Here is a 22839-nt window from a genome sequence, read left to right as displayed (position 1 = left end):
TTTTTATCAAAGCTCGCTTATACCTTACCTCACAGATAAGTTAGGAAACTTAATCATAAAATCCTATCAGGGAAGATTTATTAGTTAATTTTGCATTAATTAGTCATCTAAACACCAGGTTGAATTTAGCTCGAGGGCACCCCCATCGGGCATTCCAGCGCGCCTACAAAAGCCACACAAGCGGCTTTGGCGCGCTATGCAAATTAACTTTGGCGTTCAGAGGCTAACCACATGGCACAATCCAATTTTACCCTTGGGGCTGTTGATATTATTGCTCGTCATGGCGGCGCTAAAATCGCTGACGTAGCAACCGGTACCCGTTCCGTCAGCCTCACACAAAGCAGTATTGTGCGGATCCATGGTACTCAGGCTTTGGTGAGCAGCTATGAACGCCAAGGTAACGACCTGATCGTGCATATGAAAGATGGCACCACGGTACGTTATCAGAGCTTCTTTGAACTGGACGCCGACGGCAAACACAGCGAATTGGTGTTTGATGATGGCAACGGTGCCATTCAGCACGCGATATTCCCGGCAACCGCCGCTACCACCGAACCAATGCTGATCACACCGCAGTTTGAATCATTGTCTGACGTTTCACCGCTGCTAATTACCGATCATGATTTATCCAACGGTGCCATCGCCGCCATTCTGGCTGGCCTGGCGCTGGGGGCTGGCGTCGCCATTGCTACCGGGACTGGGAAGAACGACCACAACAATGACGAACCGTCCGTAACGCCAGAACAACCGACCCTGACCGTCGGGAAGTTGGGCCAGGACAACGTTCTGAACGCCAGTGAAGTTAAAATTGCCCAGTTACTGAGCGGCCTGACCACCGGCGTTGCCGCAGGTGCGACCATCACGCTGACGCTCAACGGCAAAAGTTACACCACTACCGTCGGAGCCGATGGCAAGTGGAGCTTTGACTTTAGCTCCGCTGCGCTTTCTGGCTTGAAAGACGGCAATTACCAACTGACGGTTAAAGTGACCAACCAGGATGGGGTTAGCGTCGAAAAAACCATCTCCGTGCTGGTCGATACCACTCCGCCAGCCTTGACCGTCAACAAGCTGACTGGCGATGATCATCTGACTGGCGCCGAGTTAAAAGCGGCACAGGCTCTGAGCGGTACCGGCGAGGCCGGGCTGACAATTACCATTACCCTGAACGGTAAAACTTACACCACAACGGTGGGTAGCAACGGTAAGTGGAGCCTGCAACTGCCTGCGGCGGATCTGGCTTTGCTGAAAAACGGTAACTACGAGTTAATCGTGACCTCCGTCGATAAAGTGGGTAACCAAACCACGGTCGATCATCAGATCTCGGTGGATACCACCGTAGTTAATCCTACCCCGCAGATTACGATTAACGCCCTGACCGGCGATAACGTGATCAACGCCAACGAAGCGAAAAGCACCCAAACGCTGAGCGGCCATACGCAAAATGTCGAAGCAGGGCAAACCGTTACCATCACCTTGAATGGCAAAACCTATAGCGCCGTGGTTCAAGGCGATGGCAGCTGGTCACTTTCACTGCCTGCCGCCGATCTGGCTGCGCTGGCTAATGGCTCGACCACGCTCAACGCCGCCGTCACCGACAAAGCAGGGCAAAGCGCCAATGCGCATGAGAACATCACCGTCGATTTGACCGCCCCGGTACTGACCGTCAACAAACTGGCCGGAGACGACGTACTCAACGCCGCCGAGGCGCAAACATCACAAACCCTGAGCGGCACCAGCAATCCGGGCCAGACCATTGTCGTTACCCTGAATGGTAAAACCTACACCACAGTCACTGGCGGGGATGGCAAGTGGAGCCTGGTACTGCCTGCCGCAGACCTGCAGGCGTTGGCTCAAGGGGATAATACCCTCACCGTGACGGCCACCGACGCCGCAGGCAATAGCACTACCGTAACGGAGCATTTGCAGGTAGATACCGTGCCACCGGTGCTGACGCTGGATAAATTTACCGGCGATGATGTCGTCACCGCCGACGAGCAAAAATCCGCGCAAAATATTACCGGTACCGCCTCCGTCAGCGAAGCCGGGCTGGTGGTCAGCGTGTCATTCAATGGCAAAACCTATACCGGGATCGTAGGCGCAGATGGCAAATGGAGCATCAGCGTGCCTGCCGCAGATATGGCTGCCCTGACCAACGGCAGCTATGAGATGATCGCCACGCTTAGCGATCAGGCGGGCAACACGACAACCACCGCGCCGCAGCTTATCACCGTAGATAACCAACTCTCGGCCATCAATATCGGCATTGTCTCTTCCGACGATAAGCTCAACGCCGTCGAAGCCGGGCTTCCTCTTGCCATCAGCGGCACCACGGCCAACGTCGCCACCGGGTCGACCGTTACCGTCACGCTTAATGGCAAAACCTATACCGCGCTGGTATTGGCAGACGGCAGTTGGACATTGCAGGTGCCTAGCGCCGATCTGCAACTGCTGACCGAAGGCAGCAACACCATTTCTGCCAGCGTGACAGGCAACGATGGTTCTACCGTGACCACCACGCACAATCTGGACGTTTACACTCATGATTTGCCTGCGGTGACTCTGGACACGCCGTTTGGTGACGGCATTCTTAATGGCGCAGAAGCGGGTCAGCCACAGACGCTTACCGGCACCACCGGCATCACCAGCCCGGGCCAGACCATCACAATCACCCTGGGCGGTAAAACCTACACCGGCACCGTGGATGGCAGCGGCAACTGGAGCGTCACCATTCCAGCCGCCGACCTGCAAGCGCTGCCAGATGGCACGCCAGCATTGACCGTTACGGTCACCGATGCGGCGGGCAACAGCAATACGCTGAACACCACCGTCACCATCGATGAGACCGCGCCAACCCTCACCATCAACACCATCGCTGGCGACGATATCTTCAATGCTGCCGAGGTGCTGGTGGCACAGACCGTGTCCGGCACCGCTTCCGTTGCCGATGCGGGCCGCACCGTCACTCTGACCTTGAACGGCAAGACCTACACCGCGGTGGTGCAAGCGGACGGCACCTGGAGCGCCTCACTGCCAGCAGCCGACCTCGCCGCTCTGGCCGACGGCAGCCATAATCTGGTCGCCACCCTTACCGATGCCGCAGGTAACAGCACCAGCGTCACCCACGGCGTCAGCGTCGATGCCGACCCGGCCAACCTGCCAACGCTCAGCATCGGCGTGTTCGCTGGTAACGATATTGTCGACGGCGCAGAAGTGAAGACCGCTCAAACCCTGTCCGGTACCACCACCCACGTGCAAGCCGGGCAGACCGTTACCATCACCCTGAACGGTAAAACCTACACCGCCACCGTGCTGGCAGACGGTTCCTGGAGCACCAGCGTACCGGCTGCCGATCTGGCGCTGCTAGCCAACGGCCAGACCACCATTACCGCCACCGTCAGCGACAGCGCCGGTAACCCAGCCAGCGCCAGCCATGACGTGACCGTCGACACCAGCCTGAGCGGCCTGTCGATTGCCGTGATTGCCGGTGACGACAAACTCAGCCTGGCCGAAAGCCAGTCGCCATTGGTCATCAGCGGCAGCAGTGCCAACCTGGCCGTCGGGACTACGGTTACCGTGACCCTGAACGGTAAAACCTACACCGGCACCACGCTGGCAGACGGCTCCTGGAGCGTCACCGTGCCTGCCGCCGACTTGGCGTTGCTGGCCGATGGCACCGCCTCCGTGACCGTGAACGCCGTCGATCAGGCCGGTAACCCGGTCAGCGACAGCCATAATCTAGGCGTATTTATCAATGGCCTGCCGGACGTGACCCTGAACACGCCGTTTGGCGATGGCATCCTGAACGGCGCAGAAGCGGGTCAGCCACAGACGCTTACCGGCACCACCGGCATCACCAGCCCGGGGCAAACCGTTACGGTCACCCTGGGCGGTAAAACCTATACCGGCACCGTGGATGCCAACGGCAACTGGAGCGTCACCATTCCTGCGGCCGATCTGCAAGCATTGGCAGACGGCAAGCCGGCCTTGAGCGTCACGGTCACCGATGCGGCGGGCAATAGCAATACGCTGAACACCACCGTCACCATCGATGAGACCGCGCCAACCCTCACCATCAACACCATCGCGGGCGACGATATCCTCAACGCTGCCGAGGTGCTGGTGGCGCAGACCGTGTCCGGCACCGCTTCCGTTGCCGATGCGGGCCGCACCGTCACTCTGACCTTGAATGGCAAGACCTACACCGCGGTGGTGCAAGCGGACGGCACCTGGAACGCCTCACTGCCAGCAGCCGACCTCGCCGCTCTGGCCGACGGCAGCCATAATCTGGTCGCCACCCTTACCGATGCCGCAGGTAACAGCACCAGCGTCACCCACGGCGTCAGCGTCGATGCCGACCCGGCCAACCTGCCAACGCTCAGCATCAACGTGTTCGCCGGTAACGATATTATCGATGGTGCAGAGGTGAAAACCGCCCAGACGATCTCGGGGAGCACTACCCACGTGCAAGCCGGGCAGACCGTTACCATCACGCTGAACGGTAAAACCTATACCGCTACCGTATTGGCAGACGGCTCCTGGAGCACCAGCGTACCGGCAGCCGATCTGGCGCTGCTGGCCAACGGCCAGACCACCATTACCGCCACCGTCAGCGACAGCGCCGGTAACCCGGCCAGCGCCAATCATGACGTGACCGTCGATACCGACCTCAGCGGGCTGTCTATCGCCGTGATTGCCGGTGACGACAAACTCAGCCTGGCGGAAAGCCAGCTGCCGCTGGCCATCAGCGGCAGCAGCGCCAACCTGGCCGTCGGGACTACGGTTACCGTGACCTTGAACGGTAAAACCTACACCGGCACCACGCTGGCAGACGGCTCCTGGAGCGTCACCGTGCCTGCAGCAGACTTGGCGTTACTGGGCGATGGCACCACCACTGTCACCGTGACCGCTGTCGATCAGGCCGGTAACCCGGTCAGCGACAGCCACAACCTGGGCGTATTTACCCATAGCCTGCCAGAAGCCACGCTGAACACGCCGTTTGGCGACGGCATCCTGAACGGTGCAGAAGCTGGCCAATCCCAGACCCTCACGGGCACCACTGGCATCACCACGCCTGGGCAGACCGTTACCGTCACCCTGGGTGGTAAAACCTACACCGGCACCGTGGATGCCAACGGCAACTGGAGCGTCACGCTGCCAAGCGCTGACCTGCAAGCACTGCCAGACGGCACACCAGCCTTGACCGTCACGGTCACCGATGCCGCCGGTAACACCAACACGCTGAACACCACCGTCACCGTCGATGAGACCGCACCAACCCTGACCGTGGGCTTGATTGCTGGCGATGATGTGCTGAACGCCGCCGAAGTGTTGGTAGCGCAGACCGTGTCCGGCACTGCCTCGATCGGTGATGCGGGCCGCACTGTGACCCTGACCTTGAACGGCAAGACTTACACTGCCGTGGTGCAGCCAGATGGTTCATGGAGCACCAGCCTGCCTGCGGCCGACCTCGCCGCCCTGGCCGACGGCAGCCACAATCTGGTCGCCACCCTCACCGATGCGGCGGGCAACAGCACCAGCATCACCCACAGCATCAACGTCGACGCCAACCCGATCAATCTGCCAACCGTCAGCATCGGCGTGTTCGCCGGTAACGACATTATCGACGGCGCCGAAGTGAAAACCGCCCAGACCCTGTCTGGTACCACCACCCACGTGGAAGCGGGCCAGACCGTCACCATCACCCTGAATGGTAAAACCTACACCGCCACCGTGCTGGCAGACGGCTCATGGAGCACCAGCGTACCGGCTGCCGATCTGGCGCTGCTGGCTAACGGCCAGACCACCATTACCGCCACCGTCAGCGACAGCGCCGGTAACCCGGCCAGCGTCAATCATGACGTGACCGTCGATACCGACCTCAGTGGGCTGTCTATCGCCGTGATCGCCGGTGACGACAAACTCAGCCTGGCGGAAAGCCAACTGCCATTGGTCATCAGCGGCAGCAGTGCCAATCTGGCCACGGGTGCAACCGTGACCGTCACGCTCAACGGTAAAACCTACACCGGCACCACGCTGGCAGACGGTTCCTGGAGCGTCACCGTGCCTGCCGCCGACTTGGCCTTGCTGGCCGATGGCACCACCACCGTGACCGTGAGCGCCGTCGATCAGGCCGGTAACCCGGTCAACGACAGCCACGATCTGGGCGTCTTTACCCATACCCTGCCAGAAGCCACGCTGAACACGCCGTTTGGCGATGGCATTCTGAACGGTGCGGAAGCGGGTCAACCACAGACCATCACGGGTTCTACCGGCATCACCACTCCTGGGCAGACCGTTACGGTCACCCTGGGTGGTAAAACCTACACCGGCACCGTGGATACCAACGGCAACTGGAGCGCCACCATTCCTGCCGCCGATCTGCAAGCGCTGCCAGACGGCACGCCAGCCTTGACCGTCACGGTCACCGATGCCGCCGGTAACACCAACACGTTGAACACCACCGTCACCGTCGATGAGACTGCGCCAACCCTCACCGTGGGCCTGGTTGCCGGGGATGATGTGCTGAACGCCGCCGAAGTGTTGGTGGCACAAACCGTGTCCGGCACCGCCTCGATCGGTGATGCGGGCCGCACCGTCACTCTGACCTTGAACGGTAAAACCTACACCGCCGTGGTGCAGCCAGATGGTTCATGGAGCACCAGCCTGCCTGCGGCCGACCTCGCCGCCCTGGCCGACGGTAGCCACAATCTGGTGGCCACCCTCACCGATGCGGCAGGCAACAGCACCAGCGTCACCCACAGCATCAACGTCGACGCCAACCCGGCCAATCTGCCAACCGTCAGCATCGGCGTGTTTGCCGGTAACGACATTATCGACGGCGCCGAAGTGAAAACCGCCCAGACCCTGTCTGGTACCACCACCCACGTGGAAGCGGGCCAGACCGTCACCATCACCCTGAACGGTAAAACCTACACCGCTACCGTCTTGGCGGATGGGTCCTGGAGCACCAGCGTACCGGCTGCCGATCTGGCGCTGTTGGCTAACGGCCAGACCACCATTACCGCCACCGTCAGCGACAGCGCCGGTAACCCAGCCAGCGCCAATCATGACGTAACCGTCGATACCGATCTCAGCGGGCTGTCTATCGCCGTGATCGCCGGTGACGACAAACTCAGCCTGGCCGAAAGCCAACTGCCGCTGGCGATCAATGGCAACAGCCAGAACCTGGCCGTCGGGGCTACGGTCACCGTCACCTTGAACGGTAAAACCTACACCGGCACCACGCTGGCGGATGGTTCCTGGAGCATCTCCGTGCCTGCCGCCGATCTGGCGTTGCTGGCCGATGGCACCACCACCGTGACCGTCACTGCCACCGATCAGGCCGGTAATCCGGTCAGCGGCAGCCACGATCTGGGCGTGTTTATCCATAGCCTGCCAGAAGCCACGCTGAACACACCGTTTGGCGATGGCATCCTGAACGGCACGGAGGCAGGCCAGCCGCAGACCATCACGGGCTCTACCGGCATCACCACCCCAGGGCAAACGGTCACCGTGACTCTGGGCGGTAAAACCTATACCGGCACCGTGGACGGCAGCGGCAACTGGAGCGTCAGCGTTCCTTCTGCCGATCTGCAAGCGCTGCCGGACGGCACACCAACCTTGTCCGTAACCGTTACGGATGCCGCCGGTAACACCAACACGCTGAACACCACCGTCACCGTCGATGCAACCGCCCCAACCCTCACCGTTAACGTGGTGGCCGGGGATGATGTGTTGAATGCCGCCGAAGTATTGGTGGCGCAGACCGTGTCCGGTACCGCCTCGGTCGCCGATGCGGGCCGCACCGTAACCCTGACCTTGAACGGTAAAACCTACACCGCCGTGGTACAGCCGGATGGTTCGTGGAGTACGTCACTGCCCGCCGCCGATCTGCAGGCACTCAGCGACGGCAGCCATAACCTGGTCGCCACCCTCACCGATACTGCGGGCAACAGCACCAGCACTACCCATGTCCTCGGTGTGGATGCCAACCCGGCCAACCTGCCAACGCTCAGCATCAACGTGTTCGCCGGTAACGACATTGTCGACGGCGCGGAAGTCAAAACTGCTCAGACCCTGACCGGTACCACCACCCATGTGGAAGCGGGCCAGACCGTCACCATCACCCTGAACGGTAAAACCTACACCGCCACCGTGCTGGCTGATGGTTCCTGGAGCACCAGCGTACCGGCGGCCGACCTGGCACTGTTGGCCAACGGCCAGACCACCATTACCGCCACCGTCAACGACACTGCAGGTAACCCGGCCAACGCCAGCCATGACGTGACCGTCGATACCAACCTCAGTGGGCTTTCCATCTCCGTGATCGCAGGGGATGACAAACTCAACCTGGCCGAAAGTCTGCAACCGCTGACGATCTCCGGCGACAGCGCCAATCTGCCGCTCGGTGCCATCGTCACCGTGACGCTGAATGGCAAGATTTACATCGGCCTGACCCTGCCAGACGGTTCCTGGAGCGTTCAGGTCCCGGCCGCCGATTTGGCCCTGCTGGCCGATGGCAACGCCACCGTCAGCGTCAGCGCCGTCGATCAGGGCGGCAATCTGGTCAGCAACAGCCATAATCTGGGCGTGTTTATCCACACTCTGCCGGACGCCACCCTGAACACGCCGTTTGGCGATGGCATCCTGAACGGCACGGAGGCAGGCCAGCCGCAGACCATAACGGGGTCCACCGGCATCACCACGCCGGGGCAAACCGTTACGGTCACCCTGGGCGGTAAAACCTATACCGGCACCGTGGATGGCAGCGGCAACTGGAGCGTCACCGTCCCAGCAGCCGACCTGCAAGCGCTGCCAGACGGCACACCGGCCTTGTCTGTAGTGGTTACCGATGCCGCTGGCAACAGCAATACGCTGAACACCACCGTCACCGTCGATGCCACCGCGCCTACCCTGACCGTGGGCCTGATTGCTGGCGATGATGTGCTGAACGCTGCCGAAGTGCTGGTAGCGCAGACCGTGTCCGGCACCGCCTCGATTGGTGATGCAGGCCGCACCGTCACTCTGACCTTGAACGGCAAAACCTACACCGCGGTGGTGCAGCCAGATGGTTCATGGAGCACCAGCCTGCCTGCGGCCGACCTCGCCGCCCTGGCCGATGGCAGCCATAACCTGGTCGCCACCCTCACCGATACTGCGGGCAACAGCACCAGCGTGACCCACAGCATCAGCGTCGATGCCAACCCGGCCAACCTGCCGACCGTCAGCATCGGCGTATTTGCCGGTAACGACATTGTCGACGGCGCGGAAGTCAAAACTGCTCAGACCCTGTCCGGCACCTCCACCCATGTGGAAGCAGGCCAGATCGTGACCATTACGCTGAACGGTAAAACCTACACGGCGACCGTGCTGGCCGATGGTTCCTGGAGCACCAGCGTTCCGGCTGCCGACCTGGCGTTGTTGGCCAACGGCCAGACCACCATTACCGCCACCGTCAGCGACAGCGCCGGTAACCCAGCAACTGCCAATCATGACGTGACCGTCGATACCGATCTCAGCGGCCTGTCGATCGCCGTGATCGCGGGCGATGACAAACTCAACCTGGCGGAAAGCCAACTGCCGCTGGCCATCAACGGTAGCAGCACCAATCTGGCGGTCGGCGCCACGGTTACCGTGACCTTGAACGGTAAAACCTACACCGGCACCACGCTGGCGGATGGCTCCTGGAGCGTCTCCGTGCCTGCCGCCGATCTGGCGTTGCTGGCCGATGGCAACTCTACCGTGACCGTCACTGCCACCGATCTGGCCGGTAACCCGGTCAGCGACAGCCACAACCTGGGCGTATTTACCCATAGCCTGCCAGAAGCCACGCTGAACACGCCGTTTGGCGATGGCATTCTGAACGGCGCGGAAGCGGGTCAACCACAGACCATCACGGGTTCTACCGGCATCACCACGCCTGGGCAAACCGTTACCGTGACTTTGGGCGGCAAAACCTATACCGGCACCGTGGACGGCAGTGGTAACTGGAGCGCCACCATCCCTGCGGCCGATCTGCAAGCGTTGCCAGACGGCACACCGGCCTTGTCTGTAGTGGTCACCGATACCGCTGGCAACAGCAATACGCTGAACACCACCGTCACCGTTGATGCCACCGCGCCTACCCTCACCGTGGGCCTGATTGCTGGCGATGATGTGCTGAACGCCACCGAAGTGCTGGTGGCACAAAGCGTCTCCGGCACTGCCTCGATCGCGGATGCAGGTCGCACCGTCACCCTGACCTTGAACGGCAAAACCTACACCGCTGTGGTGCAACCGGATGGCTCGTGGAACACCAGCGTGCCCGCTGCCGATCTGCAAGCGCTCAGCGACGGTAGCCACAACCTGGTGGCAATCCTCACCGACGCCGCAGGCAACAGCACCAGCGTCACCCACAGCATCAGCGTCGATGCCAACCCGGCCAACCTGCCGACCGTCAGCATCGGTGTATTTGCCGGTAACGACATTGTCGACGGCGCGGAAGTCAAAACTGCTCAGACCCTGTCCGGCACCTCCACCCATGTGGAAGCGGGCCAGATCGTGACCATTACGCTGAACGGTAAAACCTACACGGCGACCGTGCTGGCCGATGGTTCCTGGAGCACCAGCGTTCCGGCTGCCGACCTGGCGTTGTTGGCCAACGGCCAGACCACCATTACCGCCACCGTCAGCGACAGCGCCGGTAACCCGGCAACTGACAATCATGACGTGACCGTCGATACCGATCTCAGCGGTCTGTCGATCGCCGTGATCGCGGGCGATGACAAACTCAACCTGGCGGAAAGCCAACTGCCGCTGGCCATCAACGGTAGCAGCACCAATCTGGCGGTCGGAGCCACGGTTACCGTGACCTTGAACGGTAAAACCTACACCGGCACCACGCTGGCGGATGGCTCCTGGAGCGTCTCCGTGCCTGCCGCCGATCTGGCGTTGCTGGCCGATGGCAACTCTACCGTGACCGTCACTGCCACCGATCTGGCCGGTAACCCGGTCAGCGACAGCCACAACCTGGGCGTATTTACCCATAGCCTGCCAGAAGCCACGCTGAACACGCCGTTTGGCGATGGCATTCTGAACGGCGCGGAAGCGGGTCAACCGCAGACCATCACGGGTTCTACCGGCATCACCACGCCTGGGCAAACCGTTACCGTGACTTTGGGCGGCAAAACCTATACCGGCACCGTGGACGGCAGTGGTAACTGGAGCGCCACCATCCCTGCGGCCGATCTGCAAGCGTTGCCAGACGGCACACCGGCCTTGTCTGTAGTGGTCACCGATACCGCTGGCAACAGCAATACGCTGAACACCACCGTCACCGTCGATGCAACCGCGCCTACCCTCACCGTAGGTCTGGTTGCCGGGGATGATGTGCTGAACGCCGCCGAAGTGCTGGTGGCACAAAGCGTATCCGGCACCGCCTCGGTCGCCGATGCGGGCCGTACCGTGACTCTGACGCTGAACGGCAAAACCTACACCGCTGTGGTGCAACCGGATGGCTCGTGGAACACCAGCCTGCCTGCCGCCGATCTGCAAGCACTCACCGACGGTAGCCACGATCTGGTTGCTACCCTCACCGACGCGGCTGGCAACAGCACCAGCGTCACCCACAGCCTCAATATCGATGCCAACCCGGCCAATCTGCCAACGCTGAGCATCGGCGCATTCGCCGGGGACGATATCGTTAACGGGGCCGAAGCGCTGGTCACTCAGGCCCTGTCCGGTACCACCACCAATGTCGAAGTCGGCCAGACCGTGACGCTAACCCTGAACGGCAAAACCTACTTCGCCACCGTGCAGTTGGGCGGCGGCTGGAGCGTTAACGTTCCGGCGGCAGATATGGCGCTGCTGGCCAATGGCCAGGCTACCATCACCGCCAGCGTCAGCGATCAGGCAGGCAACCCGGCTACCAGCAGCCATACCATCAGCGTTGATACGGCGGTGGAAAGTATCGCCATCAACCTGATTGCCGGTGACGATCAGTTGAACCTGACCGAAGCCTCACAGCCGCTGACCATCAGCGGGACCACGGTCAATGTGAACGCTGGCCAAACCGTTACCGTCACCTTGAACGGCAAGACCTACACCGGCGTTGTTCTGGCCAATGGCAGTTGGAGCGTATCGGTGAACAGCGCCGATCTGCTGGCACTGCAAGACGGCCTGACGACGGTCACCGCCAGCGTCTCCAACCCGGGTGTCGATCCGGTCAGCGACAGCCATTCACTGGATGTGCATATCCATACCCTGCCGGAGCCAACCATCAACCTGCCGTTTGGCGATGGTTTCCTCAATCAGGCTGAGGCCGCCACGGCACAACTACTGAGCGGCAGCACCGGCATCCCTGGTGCGGGACAAAGCGTGATCGTCACTCTGGGTGGCAAAACCTATACCGCAACCGTGGATGGCAGCGGTAACTGGAGCGTTTCCATCCCATCGGCCGACCTGCAAAACCTGCCAGCGGGCAGCAATACCATCAGCGTATCCGCTACGGACTCCGCAGGTAACAGCGTGCCTGGCAGCACTACGGCACAGGTCGATCTGGTGCCACCAACTCTGGCGGTCAAGCCGTTTGCCGGGGATGACAAGGTTAACGCCCTGGAAAGCCTCAGCGACCAGGTGGTTTCCGGCACGGCTTCCATCGGTGATGCCGGGCGTACCGTCACGGTGACCCTCAACGGTAAGTCCTATACCGGGGTAGTCGCCAATGACGGCACCTGGAGTGCCACCATCCCAAGCGCCGATCTGCAAGCAATGGGTGATGGCAGTTATCCATTAACCACCACCCTGAGCGATGCAGCGGGCAACACCACCACCGTCACCCATACCGTAACGATCGACGCCAATCCGCTGGATCTGCCAACCCTGAGCATCAATGTGTTTGCCGGTAACGATATTATCGACGGCGCAGAGGTGAAAACCAGCCAGACGCTGAGCGGCACCACCACCCATGTAGAAGCGGGCCAGTTGGTAACCATCACGCTGAATGGCAAAACCTACACCGCTACCGTACAGGCGGACGGAACCTGGAGCACCAGCGTCTCCGCCGCCGATCTGGGCCAACTGGCTCAGGGCAACAGCACCATTAGCGTCAGCGTCAGCGATACCTCCGGCAACCCGGCATCGGCAACGCATAACGTGGTGGTCAACACGGCCCTGAGCGGCATCGCCATCGACGTGATTGCCGGTGACGATAAGCTGAACCTGGCCGAAAGCCTGTTGCCATTAACCATCAACGGCAGCAGCCTCAACCTGGCTACCGGCGCAAGCGTGACCGTGACGCTGAACGGCAAAACCTACACCGGCACTACGCTGGCGGACGGTTCCTGGAGCGTGCTGGTACCACCGGCCGATCTGGCCCTGTTGGCAGACGGCAATATCAACCTGAGCGTTTCCGCTGTCGACCAGGCAGGTAACCCGGTCAGCAGCAGCCATACCTTGGGCGTGTTTATCCATAACCTGCCAGACGCCACCCTGAACACGCCGTTTGGCGATGGCATCCTGAACGGTACGGAAGCAGGCCAACCGCAAACCATCACCGGTTCCACCGGCATCACCACGCCGGGGCAAACCGTCACCGTGACCCTTGGGGATAAAACCTACACCGGTACCGTGGACGGTAGCGGCAACTGGAGCGTCACCGTCCCGGTTGGCGATTTGCAGGCGTTGCCGGATGGGACGCCAGTGCTCAACGTCGTGGTCACCGATCCTGCGGGCAACAGCAATACCCTGAATAGCACCGTCGTGGTCGATAAGGTCGCTCCGACCCTCACCGTCAGCGTGATTGCCGGGGATGACGTGCTTAACAGCGCAGAAGTGCTGCTCAACCAGACCGTTTCGGGCACCGCCTCCATCGGGGATGCAGGTCGTACCGTGACGCTGACGTTGAACGGTAAAACCTACACCGCAGTGGTTCAGCCGGACGGTTCGTGGAGCACTTCGCTGCCAACCGCCGATCTCACCGCACTGTCCGATGGCAGCTATAACCTGGTCGCCACCCTGACCGATAGCGCCGGTAACAGCACCAGCGTCACCCACGCCATCGGGGTTGATGCCAGCGCGTTGAACGCACCGGTGCTGACCATCGGCACCTTTGCGGGCAACAATATTATTGACGGTGCCGAGGTGCAGGCAACGCAAACTCTGAGCGGCAGCAGCCTGAATGTTGAAGCCGGGCAGATCGTTTCCATCACCCTCAATGGCAAAACCTATACCGCCACCGTGCAGGCAGACGGTTCCTGGAGCACCAGCGTTCCGGCTGCCGACCTGGCTCTGCTGACCAACGGCAGTGTAACGATCACCGCCGACGTCACCGATAAAGCCGGTAACCCGGCCAGTGCCACCCATGACGTCACGGTCGATCTCACCCAGAGCGCCCTGGCGATTGCCCCAATCACTGGCGATAACCAACTGAACGCCATCGAAGCCGCCGCAGGGATCAGCATCAGCGGGAGTTCCACCAACGTAGCCGCCGGAGCCAGCGTCACCATCGCGCTTAACGGTAAGTTCTACGAAGCAATCGTGCAGGCCGATGGCAGTTGGACGACGACCGTTCCTTCAGCCGACCTGACGATCCTGGGCGATGGCAACCTGACCGTCACCGTCAGTGCCACCGACGAAGCGGGCAATCTGGTCACCGGTTCGCAGCAGTTGGGCGTGCTGATCAACAGCCTGCCGGTTGCCACCTTGAACACGCCGTTTGGTGATGGCTATCTGAACAAGGCGGAATCCACCAGCGATCAAACGCTGAGCGGCACCACTGGCGTCAGCGGTAGTGGGCAAACCGTCAGCGTGGTCCTGGGAGGGAAAACCTATACCGGCATCGTCGATAACAACGGCAACTGGAGCGTGAGCGTACCAAGTGCCGATCTGGCGGCCCTGCCTGACGGCCCAACCAGCATTGGGGTCACCGTCGGCGACGTGGCTGGCAACACTTCCAGCCTCACCTCCAGCGCCACGGTCGATCTGACCGTGCCGGTGCTGACCATCAACACCATCAGCGGTGATGACATCATCAACATCGCCGAAAGCCAGCAAGCGCTGCAAATCACCGGTACCGCACCGATCAACGACAGCGGCCAGCCAGTGGTGGTGAAAGTCACCATCAACGGCTTGACCTATAACGGGTTGGTCCTGGCGGATGGCAGTTGGAGCGTCACCATTCCGGCTGGCGATCTGGCTAACCTGCCGAACGGTGCCTCCTCCATCACCGCCACCTTGACCGACGCCGCTGGCAACACCGGCAGCGTCAGCCACGGCATCACCCTGGATACCGACCCGGCCCAGGCGCCGCTGTTGACCATCAACACCCTGTCCGGCGATGACTACCTCAGCCTGGCGGAATCCAACCTGCCGTTGACCATCAGCGGGGGCAGCCAACGCGTCGAACAGGGGCAACAGGTCACCGTAACGCTCAATGGCAAAACCTATACCGCCGTCGTCGGCGCGGACGGCAGTTGGAGCCTGCAGGTTCCGGCTGTGGATGTGGGGGCCTTGCCAGACGGTAAAGACACCCTCACCGCCACGGTTAGCGATACCTCTGGCAACCAGGCTACCGCCAACCACAACCTCACCGTGATCACCGATGCGGGCAATCTGCCGCAGCTGTCGGTCAACGTGATTGCCGGTGATGACATCATCAACGCCAATGAGGCGAATGCTGCCATCATCATCAGCGGGGGATCCAGCCATGTGCAGCCTGGCCAGGTGGTCAGCGTGCTGCTTAACGGCAAAACCTACACCGCAGTGGTACAAGCAGACGGTAGCTGGAGCGCGACGGTTCCATCAGCCGACGTGCAGGCATTGCCACAAGGCCCGCAGACCGTGACAGCCTCGGTGACCGATATCGCCGAGAACCCGGCCAGCGCCACCCATAACGTCACTGTTGACACCGTGCCACCATTACTGGAGATCGATATCTTCGCTGGTGACGGCATCCTGAACCTGGCGGAAGCGCTGCTGGGGCAAGTGTTGAGCGGGCATACCGACCCGGGCCTGACCGTTACCGTCACGCTGGGTGCCAACGTTTACACCGCCCTGGCGGATCCGACGACCGGTGCATGGAGCGTCAATATCCCAAGCAATATCCTGCAAGGGCTGTTGGATGGTAACGTGACTATCGGCGTGAGCGTCACCGACGCCGCAGGTAACGGCGTGTCAGACTCCATCACGGTGGCAGTCAACACCCATACGCTGCCATCGCTGACGCTGAACCCGCTGTTCGGTGACAATATTCTTAATATTGCCGAACTGGGGATCGGTACGCCAATCGGCGGTGCAGCAGCCAACCTGCTGGTTAACACCCCGGTATTGGTCCAGATTGGTACCTACGTGGTGAACGGTATCGTGAATAACGATGGTACCTGGAGCGCGCTGATCCCAGCCAATGCCCTGGCCTTGCTGGCAGACGGCACCGTGCAGGTGGTGGTCTCCGCCGTGGATGCGGCAGGTAACCCAGCCAGTGCGGGCGGTTCGCTGGAGATCCTGTCGCATCTCCTGCCGAATCCAACCATTAACCTGCCGTTTGGCGACGGCGCTCTGAACCTGGTGGAAGCCGGGGTCAATCAGCTGTTGACCGGCACCACCGGCATTATCGGCAACGGTCAAACGGTGGTGGTCAGCCTCAACGGTAAAGACTACAACGCTACGGTCGGCAACAACGGCCAGTGGAGTGTCACCTTACCGACTACCGATCTGCTGGGGCTGGTGGATGGTGATCACACCATCAGCGTGGTTGCCACCGATAAAGGCGGCAACAGCCACGGCGCGACGCTGGACTTTGACAGCATCCTCACCGGGCTGCCGGTGGCCGAACTGAACACACCATTTGTCGATGGTATCGTCAACCACGCCGAAGCCTTGTTGGGCGGTGCCCTCACCGGCACCACCGGCATCAATAGCAATCTCGGCCAGACCGTGAAGGTGAACGTTAATGGCCTGACCCTGAACGCCACGGTAAATGCCGACGGTAGCTGGACGCTGCCACTCGACAGTGCCACCCTGCTTGGCCTGCCGGATGGCACCTGGCCAATCACGGTAACCGTAACGGATAGCGTGGGTAACACCAGTAGCACCAACGGATCGGTCGATATTCTGGTCAACAAGCTGCCGTTGCCAACCCTGGACCTGCCGTTTGGCGATGGTTTGCTGAATATTGCCGAAGCCGCGCTGACGCAAACCCTGACCGGCAAAACCGGTCTGATCGGCAGCGGCCAGATCGTCACGGTGACGGTGGACGAAGGTTTGCCAAATCAGCAGACCTTTACCGCTCAGGCCGATGGGCTGGGTGGCTGGTCTCTGCAACTCAACGCAGCACAGCTTGCCGTATTCACCAACGGGCAGCATACCGTTGAGGTCACCGTCGAGGATCGTGGCGGCAATACGGCCACCACCGCGCCGCTGGACGTTAACGCCCTGCTGACGCTGCCGACTCCTACCATAGTTCCGCCGTTTGGCGTTGACGGTGTGCTGAGCATCAGCGAAGCCGCCGGTGCGCTGACGATCACCGGCACCACCGGGGTGAATGGCGCAGGCCAGGCGGTGAAAGTGGTGATCGATGTCAATGGCGTCAGTTACAACGCGCAGGTTGATATCAACGGCAACTGGTCGTTACCGCTGCCTGCGGCCACCCTGAGCACCTTGCTGGATGGGCCACACGTGCTGACCGTCACGGCGACCGATGCCGCGGGCAACACCAACAGCAGCGCCCTGAACTTCACTAGCGATCTCACCGCACCGGTACCAACCATCAACACACCGTTCGGTGACGGTTTCCTCAATCTGGCCGAAACCAACCTGGGGCAAACTTTGACCGGTAACTCCGGCGATGCGACTGCGGTCAACGTGAAGATCGGCAACATCAACTTTGCTGCTCAGGTCAACGGCGATGGTACCTGGAGCCTGGCGCTCAACAGCGGCGCGCTCAGAGATCTGGTTGAAGGTGATAACACCATCACCGTGACCGCCACGGATGCCGCTGGCAACCAGGGCACGGCCGGCTCTTCGGTGCACGTCTCAATCACCACTCTGCCAACCGTGACCATCTCCAACTTCACGGCGGATAACATCATCAACTATGCCGAAAGTCAGTCGGTACAGCTGATAACCGGTACGTCCACCAACGTCGCGGTTGGGCAACAGGTGACCGTTACGCTCAACAGCAAAACCTATACCGGGGTGGTATTGGCGAATGGCAGTTGGAGCGTATCGGTGCCACCAGCCGATCTGAAAGCCCTGAGCGGGACGCCAAGCATCACGGCTCAGGTCAGCGATCAGGCCGGTAACGTCGCCGTCGATAACCACAGCTTCAACGTTAACCTGACGCCTCCGGGCCAGATTATTACCGTTGATCCGATCACCGGCGATAATATCGTTAACGCCAGTGAAGTCGGGTTGATCATCAACCTGACCGGTAAAGTGGTCGGTGGGATCGGCCTTGGGCAGGTCGTCACCATTACCGTGGGTGGCTTACCGCTGGGTATTCCGGTCACTACCTTGGCGGATGGCACTTTCAGCACCGTGGTGACCTTCCCGGTTGACGGCAATATCGTGGTTACGGCCAGCACCACGCTGCTGTCACCGCTGCCGACGGTGTTTACCGCCAGCGAAACCGTGTTGGTCGACCGCATTCCACCGACGCTCACCATCAATACCTTCGCGGGTAACGACGTATTGAACGCCAGTGAAAGCACCGTCGCCCAGGCGATATCCGGTACCGCTTCGGTGTCGGAAGCGGGCCGCATTGTCACCGTTACGCTGAATGGCAAAACCTACAGTGCACAGGTCAGTGGCACCGGCACCTGGTCGGTCAACGTGCCACCGGCAGATCTGGTTAACCTGCCGCAGGGTAGCAGCACCATCAATGCCACCTTGAGCGACGCCGCAGGCAACACCACGCCAGCAACGCACGTCATTACTACCGATACCACAGCACCGCTGCTGTCGGTCGATCTGCTGGCCGGGGACAATATCCTGACGCTGGCAGAAGCCCTGCTTGGCCAGGCCTTGACCGGTACTGGCGGCATTGGTGAAACCGTCACCATTACGCTGGGGCCATTGACCGCCAGCGTGGTGGTTGGCCCGGATGGCAAATGGAGCATTCCACTGCCGTCGCTCAACCTGCAAAGCCTGACCGATGGGCCGCAGATCATCGGCGTCACGCTGACCGACACCGCTGGCAACAGCAGCCATACCGACGTAACGCTGAACGTGGCGTTGAACAAAACGCTCGGTGCGGGGGTTAACGCCCTGTTTGGCGGCGATGGCGTGCTGAACCTGGCCGAATCGCTGCTGACTCAGGTGATCAGCGGTAACGCCACTGGCGATTACAACGGTGCGGTTGTTCACGTCACCATCGCTGGCATCACGCTGGATGCGGTAGTTGGCGGTAACGGCCAGTGGAGCGTGTCACTGCTGCCTAGCCAGCTCAACCTGTTGGGTGATGGTCTGGCGCAGGTCAACGTGCAGATCGTCGACTCCCACGGCAACGTGGTCAACGACCTGATCGATATCGACGTGCTGACCCACAACCTGCCGGTGATCGGCCCGGTCACCGCCTTTGGCGATGGCCTGCTGAATGCGGTAGAAGCCGGTGTATCACAGACTGTCAGCGGGGTCATTAACGGTCTCGGTATCGGCGGTGGCAGCGTTAGCGTCAGCCTGGGTACCAAAACCTACACCGCCAGCGTTGGCAGTGACGGTACCTGGAGCCTGGCGATCCCACCGCTGGATCTGGCCGCGCTGAGCGACGGCAATCTGGCGCTGGGCGTTTCGGTGACCGACTCTGCCGGTAACGTGGTGAGCAAAAACATCGATATCACCGCCATCATCCACAATCTGCCGCACATCGTGCTGGATCCGATCTTTGGTGACGGCATCCTCAACGTGGCAGACCTGTTGCTGAACCAGACCATCGGCGGCACCGTCACCAATCTGGCGGCAGGCTCCACCATTAATCTGAACATTGCCGGGTCGCAAACTCTGACTGCCACCGTAGGCGCTGGCGGCCAATGGAGTGCCACCGTCACGCCGGATATCCTCGGTGTCCTGCAAGGGCTGGGCAACGGTAACTTTACCGTCACCGCAACCGCGACCGACGCTGTAGGTAACACCACCAGCGCCACTGCCGGGCTACAGCTGGATGTGAAACTACCGGTGATCACGCTCGATCCGCTGTTTGGCGGTGATGGCTTCCTCAACGCGGCAGAAGCTCTGGTGGCACAAACCGTCAGCGGTACCGTAGCCTTTGCCAGCGCAGGTGCGCAGGTGCAGGTTTCTCTTGGCGGTAAAAACTTCCTGACCACCGTCGGTGGCGACGGCAAGTTCAGCCTGGTGCTGCAACCTGCCGATCTGCACACCCTGCTGGATGGCAATATCAACGTTGGCGTTTCGGTGCTAGATGGCTCCGGTAACACCGGCGTGCTGAATACGGCGATTGATGTGATCGTCAACAAGCTGCCAACGCTGGCACTCAACCCGCTGTTTGGCGGTGACGGCTTCCTCAATGCGGCCGAAGCGCTGCTGACCCAGACCATCAGCGGTACCACCACCAATGCGGCGGCGGGTTCCCAGGTGGTAATCAAGGTCGGCACGCTGCAACTGAACGCCGTTGTCGATGCCGATGGTGGCTGGAGCGCCACCATCAATCCGCTGCAGTTGGCGGATCTGGCGGCGGGTAATCTGATCGTCAGCGCCACGGTCACCGATCCGGCAGGTAACACCAGCGGTGCCAGCCTGGGCCTCAACGTGGCAACCATCCTGCCAACGCTGACGCTCAACCCGCTGTTTGGCAACGGCACGCTGGATCTGAGCGATCTGCTGTCACCGCAGATCCTGAGCGGCAACGCAGGTAACGTGTCGGCCGGGACCACCATCACTCTGACGCTGGGCAGCCACACCTACACCACCAGCGTCGATGCCACCGGCAAATGGCAACTGCCGATCCCAACGCTGGATCTGCAAGGACTGTTGGATGGCGTGACCAACGTCACCGCCAGCCTCACCGATGCGGCAGGTAACACCGTGAGCCAGGCCAGCCCGCTCAACGTGTTGATCAACGCCCTGCCAACCCTGACGCTGGATCCGCTGTTTGGCGGTGATGGCCTGCTGAATGCGCTGGAAGCGACCGGCAACCAGATCATCAGCGGTCACGCCACCAACGCGCCGGGTTCAACCATTCAGGTTAACCTCGGCAGCAATACCTTCACCACCCAGGTGAAGGCCGATGGCAGTTGGTCACTCAGCCTGACGCCGCTCAACCTGTCCAGCCTGCTGGATGGCAATCTGTCACTGGGCGTTTCGGTCACCAACTCCGCAGGGAAAACCGGCAGCATCAGCGCCGATCTGGGCGTGGGCATCCACAACCTGCCGACCGTTAACCTGGGCAGCCTGTTTGGCGATGGTTTCCTCAACCTGAGCGAAGCCAACCTGAACCAGCTGATCGGCGGCACCACCACCAACGCCATCGGCGGTAGCGTCAGCGTCAATGTGGGAGGGCTGGTATTGACCGCCGCCGTAGGCAACGACGGGAAATGGAGCGTCAGCGTTCCTACCCTGAACCTGGTCAACCTGGCTGATGGGCCATTGTCGGTCGGTGTTACCGTCACCGACCGCTACGGTAACACCAGCTCGGCCAACGCCAGCGCTACGGTGAAAACCCACGCGCTGCCGTTGTTGGGCATCGATGCCCTAGGAACCCTGACGGGTGCTCTGGGCATTCTGACTAACGGCCTGACCGTCAGCGGTACCAGCCTGAACGTGCAACAAGGCGCGAAGGTTAGCGTGACCTTGCTGGGCAGCACCTTGCAAGGCACCGTGGATGCCACCGGACATTGGACGGTGAAATTCGACACCACCAACGCCCTCAAGGGTCTGAACGTGCTCAACCTGATCCCTACCCTGTTGGGCACCGCGGTGGCGGCTTCTGTCACCGACCTGGCGGGTAACGGGGTCAGCGTCTCTGCGGGGCTGACTTCCGGTATCGAACTGCCACTGCTGCTGACGGCTAACGTGGCGGTCGAAACGCTGTCGCTGGATACGTCGGGTTCAGAAAACACCGGCACCGACAGCACGACCGATAACACCGCTGTACAGCATGCTCAGGTAGCTGCAGTGCAGCACACCACCACCGAGACCAGCACGCCAACCAGCGAGGTCAGCACTACCCAGACCACCACGGATACCAGCGAGCCAGTCACCAGCACGCTGGTGGTGAACCCAACGCTGCCGGTGGATACCGCTGGTGTTACCACGGTTGAAGACACCACCTTCAGCATTGGCGGCGTCACCATCAATCTGGCGAATGGCACTACTGCCAGCGGCGACACCATCCATGGCAGCAGCGGTAACGATGTGATCCACGTCAACGCCCTCGACTTCCTGTCGATCGACGGCGGCGCGGGTATCGATACCCTGGAGCTGGATGGCAAAAACCTCAACCTGGATCTGACGGCCTTGGGTCTGAAGGTGCAACACATCGATATCTTCGATTTGGGCACCAGCGGCACCAACAGCATCACGCTGGATCTGCACGAGGCGCTGAACGTCAAGGATGCTGCCAGCGACAACCTGCTGATCAAGGGCAGCGTCGGTGACCAGGTCAATCTGACCCAGGCCGAAGGCGGCACCTGGAGCTCTGTGGGCCAACGGACGGTCGATGGCCAAGTGTTCGACGTTTACCACAACTCCGCCCTCGAAAGCGGCAACACCCTGGGAGATGTTCTGGTGCAGCAAGGCCTGCACGTCAATCTGGTGTAGTACCCGGCCTCTCCGTCAGTCACTGGCTCGTGCAATGCGGCGAGCCAGTGACATGGGAATGACAGAGTTCAGGCCAAGGCAGTGCGGCGGTTC

The 22839-nt window shown here is 61.0% G+C and carries 1 protein-coding gene; it reads left to right on the top strand.

Going from position 1 to position 22839, the window contains the following annotated elements; translation table 11 throughout:
• Positions 1–231 precede the first annotated feature (231 nt).
• A complete protein-coding gene (locus WN53_RS13095) occupies positions 232–22746 on the top strand; it encodes an Ig-like domain-containing protein (protein ID WP_046808077.1) in 22515 nt (7504 codons plus the stop codon).
• Positions 22747–22839: the final 93 nt, after the last annotated feature.

Source organism: Serratia fonticola (assembly GCF_001006005.1).
In the GTDB taxonomy this organism is placed as follows: Bacteria; Pseudomonadota; Gammaproteobacteria; order Enterobacterales; family Enterobacteriaceae; genus Chania; species Chania fonticola.
This window is presented reverse-complemented; position numbering and strand designations above follow the sequence as displayed.

Excerpts from the sequence above, each read along its gene's own strand:
- WN53_RS13095 (WP_046808077.1), top strand. The coding sequence starts at position 232 with ATGGCACAATCCAATTTTACCCTTGGGGCTGTTGATATTATTGCTCGT.